The sequence below is a fragment of the Sphingopyxis sp. GW821-FHT12C06 genome, from assembly GCF_058807415.1.
Map to the genome: position 1 here is coordinate 357,812 of NZ_JBXAQR010000004.1, position 20,277 is coordinate 378,088.

The 20,277-nt window shown below is 65.5% G+C and carries 16 protein-coding genes; 11 read left to right on the forward strand and 5 right to left on the reverse strand.

What is annotated here, in order from left to right; all coding sequences use genetic code 11:
- Positions 1 to 73: 73 nt before the first annotated feature.
- On the forward strand, positions 74 to 1,924 hold the full coding sequence (locus tag AC1RRJ_RS14000) for a M2 family metallopeptidase (RefSeq protein ID WP_493123686.1): 1,851 nt from the start codon (positions 74 to 76) through the stop codon (positions 1,922 to 1,924).
- A 55-nt stretch (positions 1,925 to 1,979) separates the two neighbouring features.
- On the opposite strand, the gene AC1RRJ_RS14005 is transcribed toward AC1RRJ_RS14000, so the two are convergent.
- Positions 1,980 to 2,306 (reverse strand): ArsR/SmtB family transcription factor, encoded by a 327-nt coding sequence (locus AC1RRJ_RS14005; protein ID WP_493123688.1) that lies wholly within the window; start codon positions 2,304 to 2,306, stop codon positions 1,980 to 1,982.
- 50 nt (positions 2,307 to 2,356) lie between these two features.
- Between AC1RRJ_RS14005 and AC1RRJ_RS14010 the strand changes: the two genes are divergently transcribed.
- Entirely contained in the window at positions 2,357 to 2,839 is a 483-nt protein-coding gene (locus AC1RRJ_RS14010; protein WP_493123690.1) for an SRPBCC family protein, read from the forward strand.
- 74 nt (positions 2,840 to 2,913) lie between these two features.
- Here the strand turns inward: AC1RRJ_RS14010 and soxR are convergent, their stop codons facing one another.
- Positions 2,914 to 3,354, reverse strand: a complete 441-nt coding sequence (gene soxR, locus AC1RRJ_RS14015; protein ID WP_493123692.1) for a redox-sensitive transcriptional activator SoxR — start codon at positions 3,352 to 3,354, stop codon at positions 2,914 to 2,916.
- A 92-nt stretch (positions 3,355 to 3,446) separates the two neighbouring features.
- On the opposite strand from soxR, the gene AC1RRJ_RS14020 reads away from it, so the two are divergent.
- Positions 3,447 to 3,815: a DoxX family protein gene (locus AC1RRJ_RS14020; RefSeq protein WP_493123693.1), complete on the forward strand. Its 369-nt coding sequence runs from the start codon at positions 3,447 to 3,449 to the stop codon at positions 3,813 to 3,815.
- A gap of 55 nt (positions 3,816 to 3,870) precedes the next feature.
- On the opposite strand, the gene AC1RRJ_RS14025 is transcribed toward AC1RRJ_RS14020, so the two are convergent.
- Both AC1RRJ_RS14025 and AC1RRJ_RS14030 read right to left on the reverse strand, forming a co-directional pair.
- The gene (locus tag AC1RRJ_RS14025) at positions 3,871 to 5,346 is read right to left on the reverse strand and encodes an AMP nucleosidase (RefSeq protein WP_493123694.1); all 1,476 of its coding nucleotides are present in this window, start codon (positions 5,344 to 5,346) and stop codon (positions 3,871 to 3,873) included.
- 90 nt (positions 5,347 to 5,436) lie between these two features.
- On the reverse strand, positions 5,437 to 5,919 hold the full coding sequence (locus AC1RRJ_RS14030) for a peroxiredoxin (RefSeq protein WP_493123696.1): 483 nt from the start codon (positions 5,917 to 5,919) through the stop codon (positions 5,437 to 5,439).
- Positions 5,920 to 6,048: 129 nt separating this feature from the next.
- Here AC1RRJ_RS14030 and AC1RRJ_RS14035 point away from each other — a divergent pair, with 129 nt between their 5' ends.
- Positions 6,049 to 6,615 (forward strand): YqgE/AlgH family protein, encoded by a 567-nt coding sequence (locus AC1RRJ_RS14035; protein WP_493123698.1) that lies wholly within the window; start codon positions 6,049 to 6,051, stop codon positions 6,613 to 6,615.
- On the opposite strand, the gene AC1RRJ_RS14040 is transcribed toward AC1RRJ_RS14035, so the two are convergent.
- Positions 6,612 to 7,010: a hypothetical protein gene (locus tag AC1RRJ_RS14040; protein ID WP_493123700.1), complete on the reverse strand. Its 399-nt coding sequence runs from the start codon at positions 7,008 to 7,010 to the stop codon at positions 6,612 to 6,614. The genes AC1RRJ_RS14035 and AC1RRJ_RS14040 overlap by 4 nt on opposite strands.
- Positions 7,011 to 7,549: 539 nt before the next feature.
- On the opposite strand from AC1RRJ_RS14040, the gene ahcY reads away from it, so the two are divergent.
- From ahcY to addA, 7 genes are all read left to right on the forward strand, one after another.
- Entirely contained in the window at positions 7,550 to 8,956 is a 1,407-nt protein-coding gene (ahcY, locus tag AC1RRJ_RS14045; RefSeq protein WP_493123702.1) for an adenosylhomocysteinase, read from the forward strand.
- A gap of 303 nt (positions 8,957 to 9,259) precedes the next feature.
- Entirely contained in the window at positions 9,260 to 11,623 is a 2,364-nt protein-coding gene (locus AC1RRJ_RS14050) for a PAS domain-containing sensor histidine kinase (RefSeq protein ID WP_493123704.1), read from the forward strand.
- The gene (gene tsaE / locus AC1RRJ_RS14055; RefSeq protein ID WP_493123706.1) at positions 11,620 to 12,069 is read left to right on the forward strand and encodes a tRNA (adenosine(37)-N6)-threonylcarbamoyltransferase complex ATPase subunit type 1 TsaE; all 450 of its coding nucleotides are present in this window, start codon (positions 11,620 to 11,622) and stop codon (positions 12,067 to 12,069) included. The genes AC1RRJ_RS14050 and tsaE overlap by 4 nt, the downstream gene beginning before the upstream one ends.
- The gene (locus AC1RRJ_RS14060) at positions 12,069 to 13,052 is read left to right on the forward strand and encodes an aminoglycoside phosphotransferase family protein (protein WP_493124145.1); all 984 of its coding nucleotides are present in this window, start codon (positions 12,069 to 12,071) and stop codon (positions 13,050 to 13,052) included. The genes tsaE and AC1RRJ_RS14060 overlap by 1 nt, the downstream gene beginning before the upstream one ends.
- Entirely contained in the window at positions 13,049 to 13,768 is a 720-nt protein-coding gene (locus tag AC1RRJ_RS14065) for a nucleotidyltransferase family protein (protein WP_493123708.1), read from the forward strand. The genes AC1RRJ_RS14060 and AC1RRJ_RS14065 overlap by 4 nt, the downstream gene beginning before the upstream one ends.
- A complete protein-coding gene (gene addB, locus AC1RRJ_RS14070; protein WP_493123710.1) occupies positions 13,761 to 16,757 on the forward strand; it encodes a double-strand break repair protein AddB in 2,997 nt (998 codons plus the stop codon). Before AC1RRJ_RS14065 ends, addB begins: the two co-directional genes overlap by 8 nt.
- Positions 16,754 to 20,266 carry a double-strand break repair helicase AddA gene (gene addA, locus AC1RRJ_RS14075; RefSeq protein WP_493123712.1) on the forward strand — a complete coding sequence of 1,171 codons (3,513 nt, stop codon included), beginning with the start codon at positions 16,754 to 16,756 and terminating at the stop codon, positions 20,264 to 20,266. Before addB ends, addA begins: the two co-directional genes overlap by 4 nt.
- Positions 20,267 to 20,277: the final 11 nt, after the last annotated feature.

The window sequence follows — 20,277 nt, forward strand, 5'->3', positions numbered from 1 at the left end:
CGGACCGCGGGTGCAGTCCAGATTGGCTGTCATCGCGCCCAAGAGCGCAAACAATATGCCAGAGGACGTACCCATGAAGACGATGATTTCGTGCCTGTCGCTTGCGACGGCGCTTGCGCTCGCCGGCCCCGCCGTCGCCGCCGAGAAAAAGAAGGACGCGCCCGCCGCGACCAAGGCCGCGGCGCCGACCGCCGCCGATGCCGATGCGTTCATCGCTGCGGCCGAAAAGGATTTGTTCGGTTATACGGTCGAGGCGAGCCAGGTGAACTGGGTCAACAGCACCTATTTGACCGAAGATACCGACGCGATGGCAGCGCGGATCAACGCGGTCGGCACCGAAAAATCAGTCCAATATGCGCTTGAGGCCGCCAAATATGCCGGCATTGCGGGGCTGAGCGCGGACACGAGGCGCAAGCTCGACATTTTGCGTAACGGGCTGGTGCTGGCCGCGCCGACCACCCCTGGCGCAGCGACCGAGCTCAACCAGATCGCGACCGACCTGCAGTCGCAATATGGCAAGGGTCGCGGCACGCTGAACGGCAAGGAAATTTCGGGTTCCGACATCGAGGAGGAGATGGGCAATGTCGCGCGCACGCCCGCCGAACTCGCCGAGATGTGGACGAGCTGGCACGACAATGTCGGCGCGCCGATGAAGGATGATTATGCCAAGCTGGTCGGCATCGCCAATGCCGGCGCAAAGGAACTGGGTTTTGCCAACACGGGTGCGATGTGGCGGTCGGGCTATGACATGTCGCCGGAGGATTTCGCCAGGACGACCGAGCGCTTGTGGCAGGAAGTGAAGCCGCTCTACATCGCGCTCCACACCTATGTCCGCTGGAAACTGAACGAGAAATATGGCGATGCGGTGCAGCCCAAGAATGGAGCGATCCGCGCCGACCTGCTCGGCAATATGTGGGCGCAGGAATGGGGCAATATCTACCCGCTCGTCGCGCCGAAGGGATCTGGCGATCTGGGCTATGACGTCGGCGACCTCCTGAAAGCCAAGGGGCAGGGGCCGCTCGACATGGTCAAGGCAGGTGAGAATTTCTATTCGTCGCTCGGCATGGCGCCGCTGCCCGACACGTTCTGGAAGCGCAGCCTGTTCACCAAGCCCGCCGATCGCGAGGTCGTCTGCCATGCTTCGGCGTGGGATATCGACAATAAGGACGATATCCGCATCAAAATGTGCATCAAGGTGAATGCCGACGACTTCACCACGATCCACCACGAACTGGGCCATAATTATTACCAGCGCGCCTATAATAAACAGCCGTTCCTCTATCTGAACGGTGCCAACGACGGCTTCCACGAAGCGATCGGCGATTTCGTCGCGCTGTCGATCACCCCGCAATATCTGGTCGACATCAACCTGCTCGACAAGGCGAAGGTGCCGAGCGCCGACAAGGATATCGGGCTGCTGCTGCGTCAGGCGATGGACAAGGTCGCCTTCCTGCCCTTCGGCCTGCTCGTCGATCGCTGGCGCTGGGGCGTCTTCGACGGGACAATCAAGCCCGCCGATTACAACACGGCATGGACCCAACTGCGTCTGCAATATCAGGGCATCACCCCCCCGGCCGAGCGCCCCGCCAATGCGTTCGACGCGGGTGCGAAATATCATATTCCGGGGAACACGCCCTACACCCGCTATTTCCTCGCGCGCGTGCTGCAGTTCCAGTTTTATGAAGCTGCGTGCAAGCAGGCGGGCTGGACCGGGCCGCTCCACCGCTGCTCCTTCTATGGCAATAAGGAGGTCGGCGCGAAGCTGAACGCGATGCTCGAAATGGGGGCGTCGAAGCCCTGGCCCGACGCGCTGGAGGCCTTCACCGGCAACCGTGAGATGTCGGGCAAGGCGATGGCCGATTATTTCGCGCCGTTGAAAGCGTGGCTCGACGAACAGAATAAGGGCAAGCCGCAGGGCTGGTGAGCCTGATGGTTTGGACGAAGATTGGATGGCCGGGGAGGGAACTTCCCGGCCATTTTCATTGGGCCTCGACCGATTGTTTGAAGCGCGCGAGTTTGGCGCTCGCCGCGGCGGCGTGCGGGCCGATCCAGCGTTCGTGAATATCGTGGATCGGCATGGCGTTGAGGTGGTTCCAGCGTTCGCGCCCGCGGCGTTCGGCGATCACCAGCCCGGCATCTTCCAATACTTTCAGATGCTGCATGACGGTGCAGCGGTCGATTTGTTCAAAGCTCGCGCACAATGCGCCGGTGGTCATTGGTTGATCCTTGAGCGTGTCGAGCATCTGGCGGCGGATGTGCGACGCCAGAGCTTTGAAAACGCGGTCATATTCTTCGTGGATTGACATGTTGTAAATTTATAACATAAAATCGCTGCGACTCAAGCGGAGAATGGATCATGGAACTGAAATTCAGGGTTGCGGCGCGGATCGCGAAGCCGGTGGCCGAAGTGTTCGAAGCGGTCGCGGATCCAAAGACCTTGTCCGAATATTTCACCACCGGCGGCGCCGAAGGGCGACTGGAGACCGGCGCGACGGTGACATGGGACTTCGCCGATTTTCCGGGGGCCTTTCCGGTCTATGTGACCGAGGTGGTGAAGGATGAGCGGATCGTCCTTGAGTGGCAGGCGAGCGAAGGCGAGCCTCCCAATGTCGAGGGCGGTGAAATGACCGACAGCGATTATCGCACCAAGGTGACGATGAGCTTCAAGGGGCTCGACGACGGCCGGACGCTCGTCGAGATCGCCGAGGAAGGCTGGCGCGAAAATCAGGGTGCACTCAAGGCGAGCTACGGCAATTGTCAGGGCTGGGCGCAGATGCTGTGCGCGCTCAAGGCATGGCTTGAGCATGGTATCAACTTGCGCGAGGGCATGTATGTTTGAGGTGCGGTCGGCGGGCCTGTAATTTGGGCTACGGCTTTTGGGGTTGACGGTTCGTCGCGTGCGCAGCACCTCTGCTATCGTATCAGCAGGCGTGCCCCGGGGCCTTCCCTGCCCAAGCGGTCGTCAGTATTTCGAAGCGGGCAATCGGTCAGGGAAAGGCAGCCGCATCCGATGCAACTCCCGAGTTCATCGCGAAGCTGCTGCAAAGCCTCGATCCGTTCCTCGATCATCGACTGCCACGAGAGCGTGAGGCGGCGCCAGTCGTCCGCGTTTAGCGTTGACCCTGCCGGGATCGTTTCGAGGAAATCCTTCATCGCCTTGAGATGTATGCCCGCCTTTTGGGCAACACGAATGATCGCGATCCTGCGCAGTATCGCGCGATCATATCGTCGCTGATTGCCTTGCGTCCGCCAGCTCGCGATCAGGCCCTGCCTCTCATAGAAGTGAACTGTGGAGATCGCGACCCCGCTTCGCCGCGCGACTTCCCCGACGGTGAGCGTCCGACCCGGCTGCATCGACTTTCCTCTTGACCTCAACATTTGTTGAGGTTGTATGCGCCATGTCGGTCCGATGGAGCAACCCTGTTCCGTCCAATGATGGAGCCGACATGCGCACTGCAATGAATATCCCGAAAATCCTCAAGCCCGTCACTGTCTGGGCATTGGTAATCTTTTTCGCCGTGGGGAGCATCGGAAACATCTTCCCCCCTGATAATGTGCAGGCGGATTATGCACGTTGGGGTTACCCGGACTGGTTTCACTATGTAACGGGCGCGCTGGAACTCGTCGTCGCCATCCTCATCGCCCGCCCGGCAACAAGGCTCATCGGTTCGGGGCTGGGGTGCCTGATAATGGGCTCCGCCTTTGTGACCCTCTTGCTCCATGGCGAATATTCCCATGCAGCCGCGCCCGCCGTGATTTTGGCTCTCCTCTTCGGGTGCATTTGGTTCACGACACGGATTTCGCGCAGGCCATGAGCCGCCGGCATTCGGGCCCGCTAGCCGTCGCAAGCGAAGCCCAAGCGGATTCCTCTCAGCGGAACGGCGGCTCGTTGAACGCGCGCAGTTTCCGGCTGTGTAGCTTCGCCCCCTCGTCGCGCAGACTCTCGCAGGCCTTGATGCCGATCTGGAGGTGGGAAGCGATCGCTTCTTCGTAGAAGCGGTTCGCCTGTCCGGGCAGCTTGAGTTCGCCGTGGAGCGGCTTGTCGCTGACGCAGAGCAAAGTGCCATAGGGGACGCGAAAGCGATAGCCTTGCGCCGCGATCGTCGCCGATTCCATGTCGATGCCGATCGCGCGTGACTGCGAGAAGCGCAGTGCGCTGTCGGTGTAGCGGAGCTCCCAATTGCGATCGTCGGTGGTGACGACGGTGCCGGTGCGCATACGTTTTTTCAGGTCGGCACCGCTGGCGCCCGACACGGCCTCGGCGGCGCTGGCGAGCGCGAGCTGGACTTCGGCGATTGCCGGGATCGGAATCTCGATCGGCAGCACGGCATCGAGGATATGGTCATCGCGGAGGTAAGCGTGGGCGAGGACATAATCGCCGATGCGCTGGCTGGGACGAAGGCCGCCGCAATGGCCGATCATCAGCCATGCCTCGGGGCGGAGCACCGCGAGATGGTCGCAGATCGTTTTGGCGTTCGACGGGCCGACCCCGATGTTGACAAGGGTGATGCCCGCGCCGTCGGGCGCGATCAAATGATAGGCGGGCATCTGATGTCGCCGCCACGCGCTGTCGGCGACGAGCGCGCTCGCGTTGACACCCGGCTGGTCGACATAGAGGCCGGCAGCGCCTGCGAGCGCGGTGTAGCGGCCCTGGCCTACCTGAGCGCCCGCCCAGGCGACGAATTCGTCGACATAGCGATGATAGTTGGTGAACAATATATAGCGCTGAAAATGCTCGGGCGCGGTGCCGGTGTAATGGCGCAGGCGCGCGAGGCTGAAATCGGTGCGCAGCGCATCGAACAGCGCGAGCGCCTGCGGCTTCGCCGGGTCGAGCCCGAACAGGCCGTCGGCGAGTTCGTCGCCGATATCAGCGAGCTCGGTGGTCGGGAAGTGACGCGCGAGTTCGAGCGGGGTGATCCCGCCCATGTCCGACCCATCACTGGCATCGAGAACATAGGGGAAGGGGATTTGCTGCCCGGTGCGCGTCACCGACAATTCGACTTCATAGTGACGCACCAGCAGATTGAGCTGGTCGCGCAGATAATCGGCGAACAGGTCGGGACGGGTAACGGTCGTGACGAACTCGCCCGCGCGCTCGAAGCGACCGAAGGCGAGATTATGGCCAACCTGCCCCTCGCGACGCTCGCCGGTCGTGACGAGGCGCAGTGCGGGGTAGTCGAACAATCCGGTTGCAGCGGCGTCGGCCGGCGGTAGTGTGCCGTCGCGGACATAGGCGGCGATGGCGGACTTGAGCGCGGCGACCGAAGCGCGGAACTTTGTTTGCAGTTCGGCGATCACGCCTTCGACGAGGGCTGCGGGGTCGGGGTTTTGCGATGAGGATGTCATCGCGACGTTCTTGCATGAAAATATGACAGATGGGAAGAGTGGGGAAATGATCCTCCCCATCGCTTCGCGACAGGGAGGATCGTTCCGTTCTTACAGCTGTTCGAGCATGTGATCCGCGCTTGACACCTTGAATTCGCCGGGGGCTTCGATGTTGAGCTGTTCGACGACGCCGTCGTTGACGATCATCGAGAAACGCTGGCCGCGCTGGCCCATGCCGAACGCCTTGCCGTCCATCGTCAGGCCGACCGCTTGCGCGAAGTCGCCATTGCCGTCGGCGAGCATGGTCACCGCATCACCGGCGTTGGCATTCTTGCCCCACGCGCCCATGACGAAGGCGTCGTTGACCGCGGTGCAGACGATTTCGTCGACGCCCTTGGCCTTAAGTTCGGCGGCCTTGTCGACGAAGCCCGGCAGATGCTTGGCCGAGCAGGTCGGGGTGAAGGCGCCGGGAACCGAGAAGAGCGCGACCTTGCGGCCCTTGAAATAATCGGCGGTGCTGACCTGTTCAGGGCCGTTTTCGGTCACCTTCACCAGCTTGGTTTCGGGCAATTTGTCTCCGGTCTGGATCGTCATCGTCGGCATCCTTTTGTTGAGGGGATCTTGTCGCGGCAGACATTGGGTGGGGCGCCGCCGGAGTCAAGCGGAGGCGGAAAATTGATCGAAAAGCTGGACCCGAAAGCCGTGCGGGGGCATGGTGGCGCAATGGATAAGGCGCCCCCATGGTTCACCGGGCAATTGCTGCTCGCACTACCCGGAATTGGAGATCCCCGCTTCGAACATGCGGTGGTCGCGATGATCAGCCATGACGAGGAGGGCGCGATGGGGATCGGCATTGCCGACCCGATCCGCGGCATGACCGTCGGCGCGGTGCTCGATCAGTTGGACATTGCCCACGACGACGATCCGCTCGAACAGCCGGTGTTTCTGGGCGGTCCGGTCGAGCCGTCGCGCGGTTTCGTGCTGCACAGCCGCGACTGGGGCGGGAAGGATGCGGTGCAGGTGTCGGGGCGCTGGATGGTGTCGAGTTCGCACGATATTTTACGCGCGATCGCCGAAGGGCGCGGCCCGTCGCACTGGCTGGTCGCGCTGGGCTATGCCGGCTGGTCGCCGGGGCAGCTGGAGGGCGAATTGGTCCACCATGGCTGGCACGTCACGCCGGGCAGCGACACCCTGTTGTTTGACACGCCGCCTGCCGAGCGCTGGCAGGCGGCGTTTGCCGAAGCGGGAGTGGACGCCCGCTTGCTGACAACCAAGGGCGGCGAGGCTTAGCGCGCGAGCGCGAGCAGCGGGCGACCTTGCGAAAGATTGGCGAGCGCGGTGCGCGCCGCCCAGCGCGAATCCATATAGCGGCCGCTGGCGAGTTCGAGATCATAGCGGATCGGGCTGGAAATCGCGGCGTCATAGGCGGCGGCGGCGTCGGCGGTGCGGCCGAGGCGGGCATAAGCGGTGCCAAGATTGATCAGCCGTGACGGATCGCGTGCATCGAGGGTGGTTTCGCCGGTCAGCTTGGAGATCGCGCCGCGATTGTCGCCGGCCTTGAGCTCGGCATAGGCGACCGGCAGGACGGTTTCATTGGCCTGCGGCGCGGTCACGACGACGATCGATTGCGCTGCAACAGGGCCTGCAAAGGCAAGGGCGATCGTGGCCAGCAATATTTTTTTCATCTTGGTATCTCCCCGAAAACTTGGGTCGATTTTCTTCCTCTCCGTTAAAAAAGTCAATCTTTTCGGGGGTTTGTAACATAGTTGTCACAATAGGCGATTATGCTGATCGCATGGCGCATTATAAGTCAGGATTTTCAGAATCTTGGCGATTGTGACGCTTGGCCGCGCGGCGACGCGCGCGGCTGTCACAATTACGCCCGCTGAAAATTATTTTGCGGACCCGCGCGATTTTGCGGTGGGTGATTCGCGTCTGTGCGACCCTTGATCCTCCCTGTGCCGCAGGCATGGGAGGTGGCAGTTGCCGTAGGTGGCTGACGGAGGGGCTTTGGCGCTGATGTTGCAGCCCCTCCACCGCCGCTTCGCGGCGGTCCCCCTCCCCATCGCTTCGCGACAGGGAGGATTTGGCGTCGTCCAATCGCTCCGGATTTGCGATATAAAGAAAAGTTTATATTTGATCTGAGGCCCTCTTTCGGCTAGGGCGCGCAACATAATTTCGTGGCCGCTCGCCTGCGGCCGAACTCGCCTACAGGAGACTAGCCGTGGCCACTCTCGCCGCCGACGCCCGTGATTATGTGATTGCCGACATCGCGCTTGCCGATTTCGGGCGCAAGGAAATCAACATCGCCGAAACCGAAATGCCGGGCCTGATGGCGCTGCGCACCGAGTTTGGCGCGTCGCAGCCGCTGAAGGGTGCGCGCATCACCGGTTCGCTGCACATGACAATCCAGACTGCGGTGCTGATCGAAACGCTGGTCGCGCTGGGCGCTGAAGTTCGCTGGGCGACGTGCAACATCTTCTCGACCCAGGATCATGCCGCCGCCGCGATCGCCGCGCAGGGTATTCCGGTGTTCGCGGTGAAGGGCGAAAGCCTCGCCGATTATTGGGACTATGTCGGCCGCATCTTTAGCTGGGGCGACACGGTTTCGAACATCATCCTCGACGACGGCGGCGACGCCACCATGTTCGCGCTGTGGGGCGCGAAGATCGAGGCCGGCGCCGAACTGCCGGCACCCGAGAATGAAGAAGAAGTCGAATTCCAGCGCGCGCTCAAGGCGTTTGTCGCGGAAAACCCCGGCTATCTGACCAAGACCGTCAAGGCGCTGAAGGGCGTGTCCGAAGAAACCACAACCGGCGTCCATCGTCTGTATGAAATCGCCAAGAAGGGCGAACTGCCTTTCCCCGCGATCAACGTCAACGACAGCGTCACCAAGTCGAAGTTCGACAATCTCTATGGCTGCAAGGAATCGCTGGTCGACGCGATCCGTCGCGCCACCGACGTGATGCTGGCCGGCAAGGTCGCCGCGGTCGCCGGTTTCGGCGACGTTGGCAAGGGCTCTGCCCAGTCGCTCCGTAACGGCGGTGCCCGCGTTCTCGTCACCGAAATCGATCCGATCTGCGCGCTGCAGGCGGCGATGGAGGGCTTTGAGGTCGTGACGATGGACGAAGCCGTCCAGCGCGCCGACATCTTCTGCACCGCGACCGGCAACGCCGACGTCATCACCGCCGAGCATATGGCGGCGATGAAGCCGATGGCGATCGTCTGCAACATCGGCCACTTCGACAGCGAGATCCAGATTGCGGCGCTCGCCAACTACAAGTGGACCGAAGTCAAGCCGGGCACCGACCTCGTCGAATTCCCGGACGGCAAGCAGATCATCGTGCTCGCCAAGGGCCGCCTCGTGAACCTCGGCTGCGCCACCGGCCACCCGTCGTTCGTGATGTCGTCGAGCTTCACCAATCAGGTGCTGGCGCAGATCGAACTGTTCACCAAGGGCGAGAATTACGGCAATGACGTTTACGTCCTGCCCAAGCATCTCGACGAAAAGGTTGCGGCGCTGCACCTCGAAAAGCTGGGCGTGAAGCTGTCGAAGCTGACCCAAAAGCAGGCCGACTATATCGGCGTGCCGGTCGAAGGCCCGTTCAAGCCCGATCATTATCGTTATTGATCCGCGCAGGCACTTTCAGGCGGGTCGGAAAGATCCGCCGGGAGGTGCAAAGGACGCAGAGAAAGAAAGAGGGCGGCTTTTGCCGCCCTCTTTTGTATCGGCCACGGGATCGTTCGCAAAATCGAAGCCTCGTGATCGGCCGTTGCGTCTCTTCGCGAACCCCTTAATCCATGGTCGCGCGCAATTCCGGGGCGAGTTGCGGCGACCCGCGATGACATGCGATTGAAACCTTACTCCATCGCCTCTAGGGCTGACCGTTATGCGAGCAGGGCCGACGTCGGATAAATTGGGAAAATTTGCGGGATGAGCGACGGGCTTTCCCCGACCCTGCTTTTTGTGATCGGCCTGTTTGCCGCACTTTGGCTGCTCGCCGGGTTATGGGCGGTCGGCCGCGGCATTGCGATGCAGCGCCGCTCGGCCTTTGTCGCCGGGCAGAGCGAGCGGCTTGCGAGCCTGGTCGAGGCATCGCCGCAACTGCCGGTGATCGTTCGCGGCGACTGGCGGATCGAGGCAAGCGAGCGGCTGGGCCGCTGGCTGGGGCTCGAGCGTGGTCCGCGGGACTTCGATGAATTGCGCGGGATCGACACCGGATTCGATCCGGCGGGGCATGATGCGTTGCGCCAGGCGATCATCGGCGCTCAGCGCGGTGCCAAACCTTTCGCGCTGAGCATCCGGCCGCAAGGCAGCGCACGCACGATCGTCATCCACGGCGCCGCCGCGCCGCAAGCCGTTGGCGGGCCAGGAAGCGTGTTGCTCTGGCTCAGCGATGCGACCGACGGTCAGCAGGCGCTGGCGCGGGCGCAGGCTGAGCGGGACGAAGCGATGGCGGCGTTTGAGGCTCTGTCGGGGCTGATCGAGGCCGCGCCCTTCCCGATGTGGTTCCGCGACACCGGCCTGCAACTGGCGCTGGTCAACGGCGCCTATGTCCGCGCGGTCGAAGCAGCGAGCGCGACGGCGGTGATCGGCGAGGGGATTGAACTGTGCGAACCGATCGCCGGGATCAGCGCCGCCGAAGCTGCCGAGCAGGCACGCATCGACGGCGCCGCGCAGACGCGCACCATCCCGGTGACGATTGAGGGCGAGCGGCGGATCATGCGCGTCGTCGATATTCCGCTCGCGCCCGAAGGCGGCCGGACGATCGGGATCGCGGGCTATGCCATCGACATTCAGGAGCTGGAGAGCGAGCGCGGCGCGCATCGCCGTTTTGCCGATACTCAGCGCGACCTGCTCGACCGACTGTCGGCGGCGGTTGCGCAATTCGGACCCGATCAAGGGCTGGACTTCGCCAACCAGCCCTTCCGCCGCCTGTTTGCGCTGGAAGTTGACGTCATCGCCGAAGCGCCGCCCTTCGCGCGCCTGCTCGATGCGTGGCGCGAGGGCGGGCGGACGCCGGAAGTGCGCGATTATCCGATGTGGCGGCAGGCGCATGTCGACTGGTTCGCGCGCGCCGACGCCGCCGAAGAGGATTGGCTGTTGCGCGACGGGACGCATTTGCGCGTCGTCGCGCAGCCGACCCCCGACGGCGGGTTGCTGCTGATCGCCGAGGATCGCACCGAGCAGGTCCAACTCGCCTCGACCCGCGACACGCTGCTGCGCGTACGCACAGCGACCTTCGACAATTTGTTCGAGGCGATCGCGGTGTTCGCGCCTGATGGGCGGCTGCATCTTTGGAACCAGCGTTTCCGGCGCCTGTGGGGCGTTGATGAAGGAACTTTGGCGGCGCATCCGCGCGTCGATGTGCTGATGGGTGGGCTCGCCGACCGGCTGGCGAAGCCCAACCAGATCAGCATCGTCCAGGAGGTGATCCGCGCCGCGACGCTCGAACGCTCCCAGCGCGTCGGCGAGGTGCGTTTCGCCGACGGACGCCATTTCGATTTCGCATCGATCCCGCTGCCCGACGGCAATGCGCTGCTGATCATGCTCGACGTCAGCGACAGCCGGCGGATGGAAAGCGCGCTGCGCGAACGCAATGAGGCGTTGGAGGCGGCCGACAAGGTCAAGACCGCCTTCCTGTCGCGGATGAGTTATGAACTGCGCACACCGCTCACTTCGATCGGCGGGTTTGGCGAGATGTTGCAGGCGGGCTATGTCGGCAAGCTCGCCGAACAACAGCAGGTCTATGTCGATGCGATCATGGATTCGGTCGGGGTGCTCGGGCGCCAGATCGACAATGTGCTCGACCTGGCGCAGGGTGAGGCAGGAACGCTTGCGATCGAGCGCGCGCCAGTCGATGTGTGGAAACTGCTCGACAAGGCGCTCGGCGATGCGAAGGCGCTTGCCAAAGCCGAGAAGGTTGAACTGGTCGGCAATCTGTCGGGCGATCTCGGCAGCATCGAAGGCGATGCGCCGCGGCTGTCGCGCCTCGTCGCCGGGCTACTCGACAATGCGATCCGCTTTACATCGCCGACCCGGCGCAGCGGCGGCCGCGTGTTGCTTCATGCCGAGGGTGATGCGAAGCGCATCGAGATCGTCGTGTCCGACAATGGCCCCGGCATGCCCGAAGCGGTCGCCGCGGTGACCCAGGGGCAGCAAGCGGGCACGACGAGCGGGGGCATCGGCCTAGCGCTCGCGCGCCAGCTGGTCGCGGCGCATGGCGGGACGATGGAAGTGATGAGCGAAAAGGGGCAGGGCACGATGGTGCGGGTCAGCCTGCCGCGCGGCGCATGACAAATTACACGCTCGATTACACGCTCGACGAAGCCGGACGCATCGGCGCAGCGATCGGTGCGGCGCTCAGGCCCGGTGACGTTGTTGCGCTGTCGGGCGATCTCGGTGCGGGCAAGACAACGCTGGCGCGCGCGATGCTGAAGGCGCGGGGCCTCGCGGGCGAGGCGCCGAGCCCGACCTTTGCGATCGTCCAGCCCTATGCGCCGCCCGAGGTCGATTTGCCGGTCGCGCATGTCGATCTGTATCGGATCGAGGATGTGGGCGAACTGATCGAACTTGGTCTCGACGACTATCTCTACGACGGCGCGTTGCTCATTGAATGGCCGGAGCGGCTGGGCGATGGCGGCTGGCCCGGCACGCTCGATCTCAGGATTTCGGGCAACGGCAGCGCGCGCGTCTTGACAGCGTCCGTGCCGCCCGCTTGGGAAGCGCGATGGCCGCTTTGATGATTCCGCCCGCCCATGCGCCCGCCTTTCTCGCCGCGCATGGCTGGGGCGATGCCCGGATTTTGCCGCTCGCCGGCGATGCGTCGTTTCGCCGTTATTTTCGCGTCGTCGATGGCGACCGGCGTGCGGTGTTGATGGATGCGCCGCCGCCACACGAGGATCCACGTCCCTTCATCGCGGTCGCCGAATGGCTGTGCGAAAGCGGGCTCAACGCCCCGACGATCCTCGCGCGCGACCTTGCGCAGGGGTTGCTGCTGATCGAGGATTTCGGCGACGTCCGGCTGCGCGAGACGGTCGACGAAAATCCGCACGCCGAGACGGACTATTATACCGGCGTGACCGACCTTTTGGTCCATCTCCATGCGCGGCCCCCGATGATCGGACTTCCGGTTCACGGGATCGAGCAATGGCTCGACGAGGTGATGCTGTTCACCGACTGGTATTGCCCCGCGTTCGGCCTGGAGGTTGACCGCGACGCGTTTCGCGCCGCTTGGGCCGCGGTGCTCGCGCCCGTCGATGCCGACGGCCTGCCGCGTGTCACCGTGCTGCGCGACTATCATGCCGAAAATATCATGCTGGTCGCGGGCCAACAGGGGATCGCCCATTATGGCCTGCTCGATTTTCAGGACGCTCTGGTCGGCCACCCTGCTTATGACCTTGCCTCGGTGCTCGAGGATGCGCGCCGCGATGTGAGCCCGGCGGTCGAGACGGCGATGCTCGCGCGCTACAAAGCCGCGACCGGACGTGACATCGAAGCTGCCTATTGGGCGCTCGCGGCACAGCGCAACACGCGTATTTTGGGGGTCTTCGTCCGGCTGTGGAAGCGCGACGACAAGCCGCATTACAAAAGCTTTCAACCGCGCATGTGGGGGCTGCTAGAACGCGACCTTACGCATCCCGCACTGGCGCCGGTGCGCGCGTGGTTCGATGCGAATGTTTCCCCTGACAAGCGCGCGGCGGCGTGGGAGCGGGCGGGAGCATGACTGCGAAAATCGAGAGCGCGATGGTAATGGCGGCGGGGATCGGCAAGCGGATGCGTCCGTTGACCGCGACGCGGCCCAAGCCGCTGGTGCGCGTCGCGGGCAAGCCGCTGATCGACCACAGCCTCGACCGGATTGCCGCAGCGGGGGTCGAGCATGTCGTGGTCAATGTCCATTATCTGGCCGACGCGCTTGAGGCGCATCTGGCAGGTCGGGCATGGCCGTTCAGCATCGCGATTTCTGACGAGCGTGCGCAATTGCTCGAAACCGGTGGCGGGATGGTCAAGGCGCTGCCGCAGCTGAGCGGCGACCCGATCCTGATCGTCAACAGCGACAATATCTGGACTGACGGGCCAGAGGACAGCATCCAGCATCTCGCGCGCCATTGGGAGGGCGACCGTATGGACGCACTGCTGTTGGTGATCCGTCAGGCGAGCGCCACGGGCCATGCGGGCAAAGGCGATTTCCATATGGACCCCAATGGCCAGCTGTCGCGGCGCAAGGCCGGGCGGATCGCGCCCTTCGTCTATACTGGTATCCAGCTGATCTCGCCGCGCCTGCTCGACGACGCGCCCGAGGGGGCGTTTTCGACGAACATCCTGTGGGACCGCGCGATTGCGGCGGGACGCCTGTTCGGCGTTGCGCACATGGGGCAATGGTTCGATGTCGGCACCCCGGCGGCGATTGCGCCGACCGAGGCGGCACTTTCTGGTGGGTGACGCCAAGCCTACCCTCTTCTCGATCCCGGTTCAGCGGGCCTTTGCCGACGCACTTGCATCCGGGCTGATCGCGCGCTTTGCCGACGGCGCCTTGGGGCTCGCCGACGGGATGATCCTGCTTCCCAGCAACCGCGCACGCAGCGCGGTGCAGGCGGCGTTCGTGCGTGCGGGGGGGGACGGCTTGCTGATGCCGCGGCTCGCGGTGATAGGCGACGCCGACCTTGATGAAAATGTCGCGCTGGCGCTCGATGCGATCGACGCCGCCGAACCGATCCCGCCGGCGATCGACCCGCTGCGCCGCCGCTTGATGCTCGCCGAACTGATCGAGCGCCATTCGCCGTCGGGCGAAGCGGCGATCACTGGCGCGGCGGCATTTCAGCTGGCTGAGGGGTTGGGGCGGGTAATCGACCAGCTTCATTATGAAGAGGTGACGGCGAAGGCGCTCGTCGACCTCGATCTCGGCGAGTTTGCGAGCCATTGGCAAGCGTCGCTGGTGCGTCTGCGGCTGCTCGTCGATCATTGGCCGGGGCTGCTGGCAAAAGCCCGGATGATCGACCGCGCCGACCGGCGCAATCGCCTGCTCGACCGGGTGAGCACGGGCTGGCGAAGCGCGCCGCCGCCGCATTTTCTGGTCGCGGCAGGGATCACCACCGCAGCGCCCGCAATCGCGCGCTTGTTGCGCACGGTCGCCGATTGCCCGCGCGGGCTGGTCGTGCTGCCGGGGCTCGACCTCGGCATGGCCGAGCCCGAGTGGGAAGCGTTGGGGCCGACCGAGCGGAGTCCCGATGCGCCGCAGGCGCGGCCGCTGGAGACGCATCCGCAATATCATCTGAAATTGCTGCTCGGCCGGATGGGCGTCGCGCGCGCCGAAGTGAGCGATTGGGACGCGGCATCGCCGTTCGACGGCCCCGACGCCCGCGCGCCTTTTCTCTCGCTGCTCTTCGCCCCCGCCGCCTACACCGCGCGCTGGCAGGCGGCGGGCGATGTGAGCGAAGGCGTCGCCGGAATCCGCGGCGCGGTGTTTGCCGACGACGGGCAGGAGGCGCAGGGGATCGCGCTGATGATGCGCGCCGCGCTGGAGAAGGAGGGCGAGACCGCGGCGCTTGTTACCCCTGACCGCATACTCGCCGAGCGCGTCGCGGCGGCGCTTGCGCGCTGGGGTATAGCGGTCGACGACAGCGCAGGGCAGGCGCTGGCACAGTCGCCGCCGGGCGCGCTGCTGTTGCTGCTCGCCGAACTTGCGGCCCAATTTGATCCGGTGCGGCTGATCGCGCTGCTCGGCCACCCGTTGGTGCGCAAGGGCGACGCGCGGCTGGTGTGGCTCGACCAGGTTCGGCGCCTCGATCTGATTTTGCGCGAGCCGGGCCTCACTCCCGGATGGGCTGGGGTCAGCGCGCGCATCGCGATGCTTGCGGCCGACCCGGAACTGCGCCGCCATAGCGAAGCGCGCGCGATCGCCGATTGGTGGAGCGAGATGGCGGCGGCGCTGGAGGCCGCGCTCGCGCCTTTCTCTGCCCCGACGCCGCCCGCGACGCTGCTCGCAGCGCTGGAGGCTGCGCTTGGCTGGCTGACCGGCGATGCGGTGTGGACCGGACCCGCCGGGCGTGCACTGTCCGAATTGTTCGATCGCTGGACGCTCGCCGATGGGGCGGGGCCCGCGCTGGTTGCACCCACCGAATTTCCCGCGATGCTCGCCGACCTGCTCGGCGGCGAGAGTGTGCGGCCGCCCTATGGCGGGCACCCGCGGCTGTTCATCTGGGGTCTGCTCGAAGCGCGATTGCAGCGCGCCGACCATATGATCCTTGGCGGGCTCAACGAGGGGCGCTGGCCGCAGCAGCAGGCGCCCGACCCGTGGCTGGCCCCCGGTATCCGCCGCATGCTCGGCCTCGCGGCGCCCGAGCGTCAGCAGGGGATGGCGGCGCATGATTTCGCGGGGGCGCTTGCGGGGCGCAATATTGTCGTCACGCGCGCGCAGCGCAGCGGCGGCGACCCGGTCGTCGCGTCGCGCTTCTGGCTGCGGCTGACCGCGCTCGCGGGCGAGCTTCCCGAAGTGATGCTCGATGGTGTCAGCGTGACCGCGTTCGCGGCGGCGCTCGACGTGCCGCCGGGCGACAATGCCCCTGTCGACAAGCCGCAGCCGTGCCCGCCGGCGGCGGCGCGGCCCGACAGCATCAGTGTCACCGGGGTCGATCAGCTCGCGCGCGATCCCTATGCTTTTTACGCCGCGAAGATTTTGCGGCTCAGTGAACTTGATCCCCTGGCCAGCGGCCCCGATGCCAAATGGTTCGGGACGCGCGTCCACAAATTGCTCGAGGATTGGCAGGACGCCGGGCTGACCCCGGCGGCGCTGGAGAGCGAATTGGCGGCGCTTTCCGAAGACCCGGCACTCGACGCACTCGCGCGCGCCTTCTGGTTGCCGCGCATCGTCCCGTCGCTGCGCTGGGCCGCCGAGACGGTGTGGCAGGCGCGCGAAGAGCGCTGGCCGGTCGCGAGCGAAGTTCGCGGTGAAATGCAGGTTGGCGGGATCAAGCTGCACGGCAATGCCGACCGCATCGACCAGCTTTCCGACGGCAGCCTTGCGATCGTCGATTACAAGAGCGGCGCGGCGCCGAGCGGCAATGCTGCCGCCGAAGGGCTCGACAATCAGCTCGGCCTGCTCGGGATGCTCGCGGCGGCGGGCGCGGTCGAGGGAGTCGATGGCGCCGATGTCACGGGCCTCGAATATTGGAGCCTCAAGCGCGACCGCGCCAAGGGTGTCGGCGGCAAGATTGCGCCGACGCATGGCGGGCGCCGCAAGCTCAAGAGCGCCGAAGAAGCAATCGACCGCGCGGGTGAAGCCCTTGCGGATCTGACCGCGCGCTTTCTGCTCGGAAGCGAGGCCTTTGCCCCCGGCGAGGCGGGGCGGCGCTACACCGACTTCGATCAGCTGATGCGGCGCGACGAATGGTTCGGGCGCGGCGATGGCGATAATAACGGGCGCGCGGAATGATCGACCCCGACAAATTGCTCAAGCGGCTCGACGAGGGCCAGCAGGCGGCGGCGCGGCCCGACGATCATGTCTGGCTCGGCGCGTCGGCGGGGACGGGCAAGACGCAGGTGCTGTCGGCGCGGGTGCTGCGGCTGATGCTCGATGGCGTGTCGCCTGAAGCGATCCTGTGCATCACCTTCACCAAGGCGGGGGCGGCCGAAATGGCGCATCGTATCCACGAGCGCCTCGCGCTGTGGGTGCGGATGGACGATGGCGATTTGCGGCTCGACTTGCAGGCGCTGGGGGCCGACTGGGACACGCCCGAAATTCTCGATCGCGCGCGGTCGTTGTTCGCGACGGTGATCGACAGTCCGGGCGGGGCGATCCGGGTGCAGACGATCCACAGTTTCTGCCAGACCTTGCTCGCAAGCTTCCCGCTGGAAGCAAAGATCTTGCCCGGGTTCCGCGCGCTGGAGGATAGCGCGGCGGGGACGTTGCAGCGCGAGGTGCTCGGCGCGCTGCTCAGCCATGCGGGCGACGATGGCGATGCGATGCGTGTGGTCGCGGCGATGCTGTCGCTGCGCATCGGGCAGGATGCTGCGCTGGCGTTTCTGAACCGCTGCGCCAGTGCCTTTTCGGCGCCCGACGCGCCGCGGCTGGCGCCGAAGCGCCACGATGTGCGCGCGGCGCTGAAGCTGCCGGAGGGCGATGTGGCGGCGTGGCTGGAAGCCGAACTGGTGCGCGGTGCGATTGCCGCCGCCGACATTGGCGCAGTCGCGGTGAGCGGACGCGCATGGGGCACCAAGACCGGCGATGCGCGTGCCGACCTGATGGCGGAATGGCTTGGCGCGGCCCCCGCTGCACAGGGTGTGCTGCTTGCGGCGCTGCGCGGCTGCTTCGTCACGGGCACCGGCGACATGCGCGCCGACTTCGCCAAAGAGACGGGCAAGATGCACGGCTGTCTGAGCGCCGCCGAACGGATTGTCGCGGTCGCCGACGAGCTGATCGCGACCACCGCTGCGATGCGCGTCGCCGACGATCTGGCCGCGGCGTGGGATTTGGGCAGCCGCTTTGCCGAGGCTTATGCGCTGGCGAAGCGCGAGGGCGGGCTGGCCGATTTTGACGATCTGATCAGCATCGCGGGGCATCTGCTGCGCGCCGGCGATTTCGGCGAATGGGTGCGCTTCAAGCTCGACCAGCGCACCGACCATATTTTGGTCGACGAGGCGCAGGACACCAACACACGGCAATGGGCGATCGTCGCCGCGCTCGCCGAGGAGTTTTTCGCCGGGCAGGGCGCCAAGGACGATCGCAACCGCACGATGTTCACTGTCGGTGACCGCAAGCAGGCGATCTTCGGCTTTCAGGGCACCGAACCCGCGGCGTTCGAGGCGGCGCGTATCCGCTTTGGCGAGAAAGCGCTGGCGGGCGGGCGGCCGTTCGAGGAAGTCGATCTCGTCACCAATTATCGATCGAGCCCCGCGGTGCTCGACGTCGTCGATGCGTGGGTCGAAGCGGGGGCGGCCGAACTGATGGGGCTCGCCTCCGACGAACCGCCGCACCTGCCGTTCAAGAGCGAGCATCCGGGGCGGGTCGAGCTGTGGCAACCGCTGCCGGTGGGCAAGGCGATCGGCGGCGCTGCGGAAGACGAGGACGCCGAGGCCGACGCGGGGGAGGAAGGCGACAGCGGGCCGGGCGAGCCGCTGGCTGCCGCCAGCGATCCCGCGAGCCTTCGCCTGTCGCGCGCGATCGCCGACGAGGTGCAGGACTGGATTGCGAACGGCAAGGACGGGCGCAGCGTCGCGCCGGGCGACATCATGATCCTCGTGCGCCGCCGCCGCGATCTTGCGGCGCGGATCGTCGCGCGGCTGCAATCACTGCATGTCCCCGTCGCCGGGGTCGATCGCTTTGCGCTGACCCAGCCGCTCGGCGTGCAGGATCTGCTCGCGGCGATGCGCTTTGCCGTCCAGCCGCTCGACGATCTGAATCTCGCTGCGCTGCTCGTGTCGCCGCTGATCGGCTGGAGCCAGGATGATCTGTTCCGGCTCGCCCATGAGCGGAAGAAAAAATCGCTGTGGCAGAATCTGCGCGACCGCGAGGAAGAGGTGCCCGCCGACACGATGGTTGCGCTGCGCAGCCTGCTGTCGATGGCCGATTTCACCACGCCCTTCCGTTTCCTCGAGACGATCCTGTCGGGCCCGATCGGCGGGCGGCGCAAGCTGATGGCGCGGCTCGGCAAGGAAGCGCGCGACCCGATCGACGAGCTGCTCAATCAGGCGCTGAGCTTCGAGCGGCTGGAGGTCGCGTCGCTACTCGGTTTTCTTACCCGCATCGCGGCGAGCACCGCCGACATCAAGCGCCAGACCGAGGCGCGTAGCGATGTCGTGCGGGTGATGACGGTGCACGGATCGAAGGGGTTGCAGGCGCCGATCGTTATCCTCGCCGACGCAACCGACGATCCGAAACCGCGCCAGACGAAGTTCGACCTGCCGCTGGCGGGCTGGGACAAATTGCCGGTGTTCGGGCTGGGCAAGGACGAGCGGCACGGCCGGATCGCCGAGGCGCACGACGCCAAGGCGCGCGCCGAGATTGAGGAGCATTGGCGGCTGCTCTACGTCGCGATGACCCGCGCCGAGGAATTGCTGGTGGTCACCGGCATCACCAAGACCGAAGATCTGAGCGTGGCCGAGGGTAGCTGGCATGGTGCGGTCGATGCGGTGATGGCCGATATGGGCTGCGACTGGCAGGACGCCGGACCCCAATGGGGGACGAAGCGCGTCCACGCGGTCAATGCGAAGAAATGGGCGCGGGCGTCGGAGGGCAAGGCCGCGGCTACAGTGGCGCCGTTGGTGATCCCCGACTGGGCGCTGAAGCCCGCCCCCGAAGAAGCGCGCCCGCCGCGCCCGCTCGCGCCGTCGGCGCTGGGCGACGATGATGTCGCGACCCCGCCGCAGGGCCGCGACCGCGTCGCGGCGGTGGCGCGCGGATTGCTGCTCCATGCGTTGTTCGAGCGGTTACCGCCGGTGGCGGCTGCCAACCGCGAGGCCGCCGCGCTGCGCTGGCTGACGGCACAGGCGCCCGAGCTGAATCCAGCGGGGCGCGCCGCGATGGTCGGCGAAGTGCTGGCGGTGCTGGATGACCCCGCGCATGCCGCGCTGTTCGGTCCCGGCTCGCTCGCCGAAGTGCCGCTGTCGGCGGTGGTCGGTGACGGCGTGGTCGTCGCGGGGATCGTCGACCGGCTTTGCGTCACCGACGACGCGGTGACGCTGATCGATTACAAGACCGGGCGGCATGTTCCCGCCAGCGCCGCCGAGGTCGCGCCCGCCTATCTGCGCCAGATGGCGGCCTATCGCGATGCGCTGGGGGTGATTTTCCCGGGGAAGCGGATCGAGGCAGCGTTGCTCTATACCGCGGGGCCGCAGTTGATTGCGCTCGATGCAGCGGTTTTGGCGCCGCACAAGCCGGGCTTGGCGGCGGCGAAGGCGAATTTGGTGGCCGCGGGCCTTGAGCCGGAGCCGCCGACGCCTTAGTTTGGTAGCCA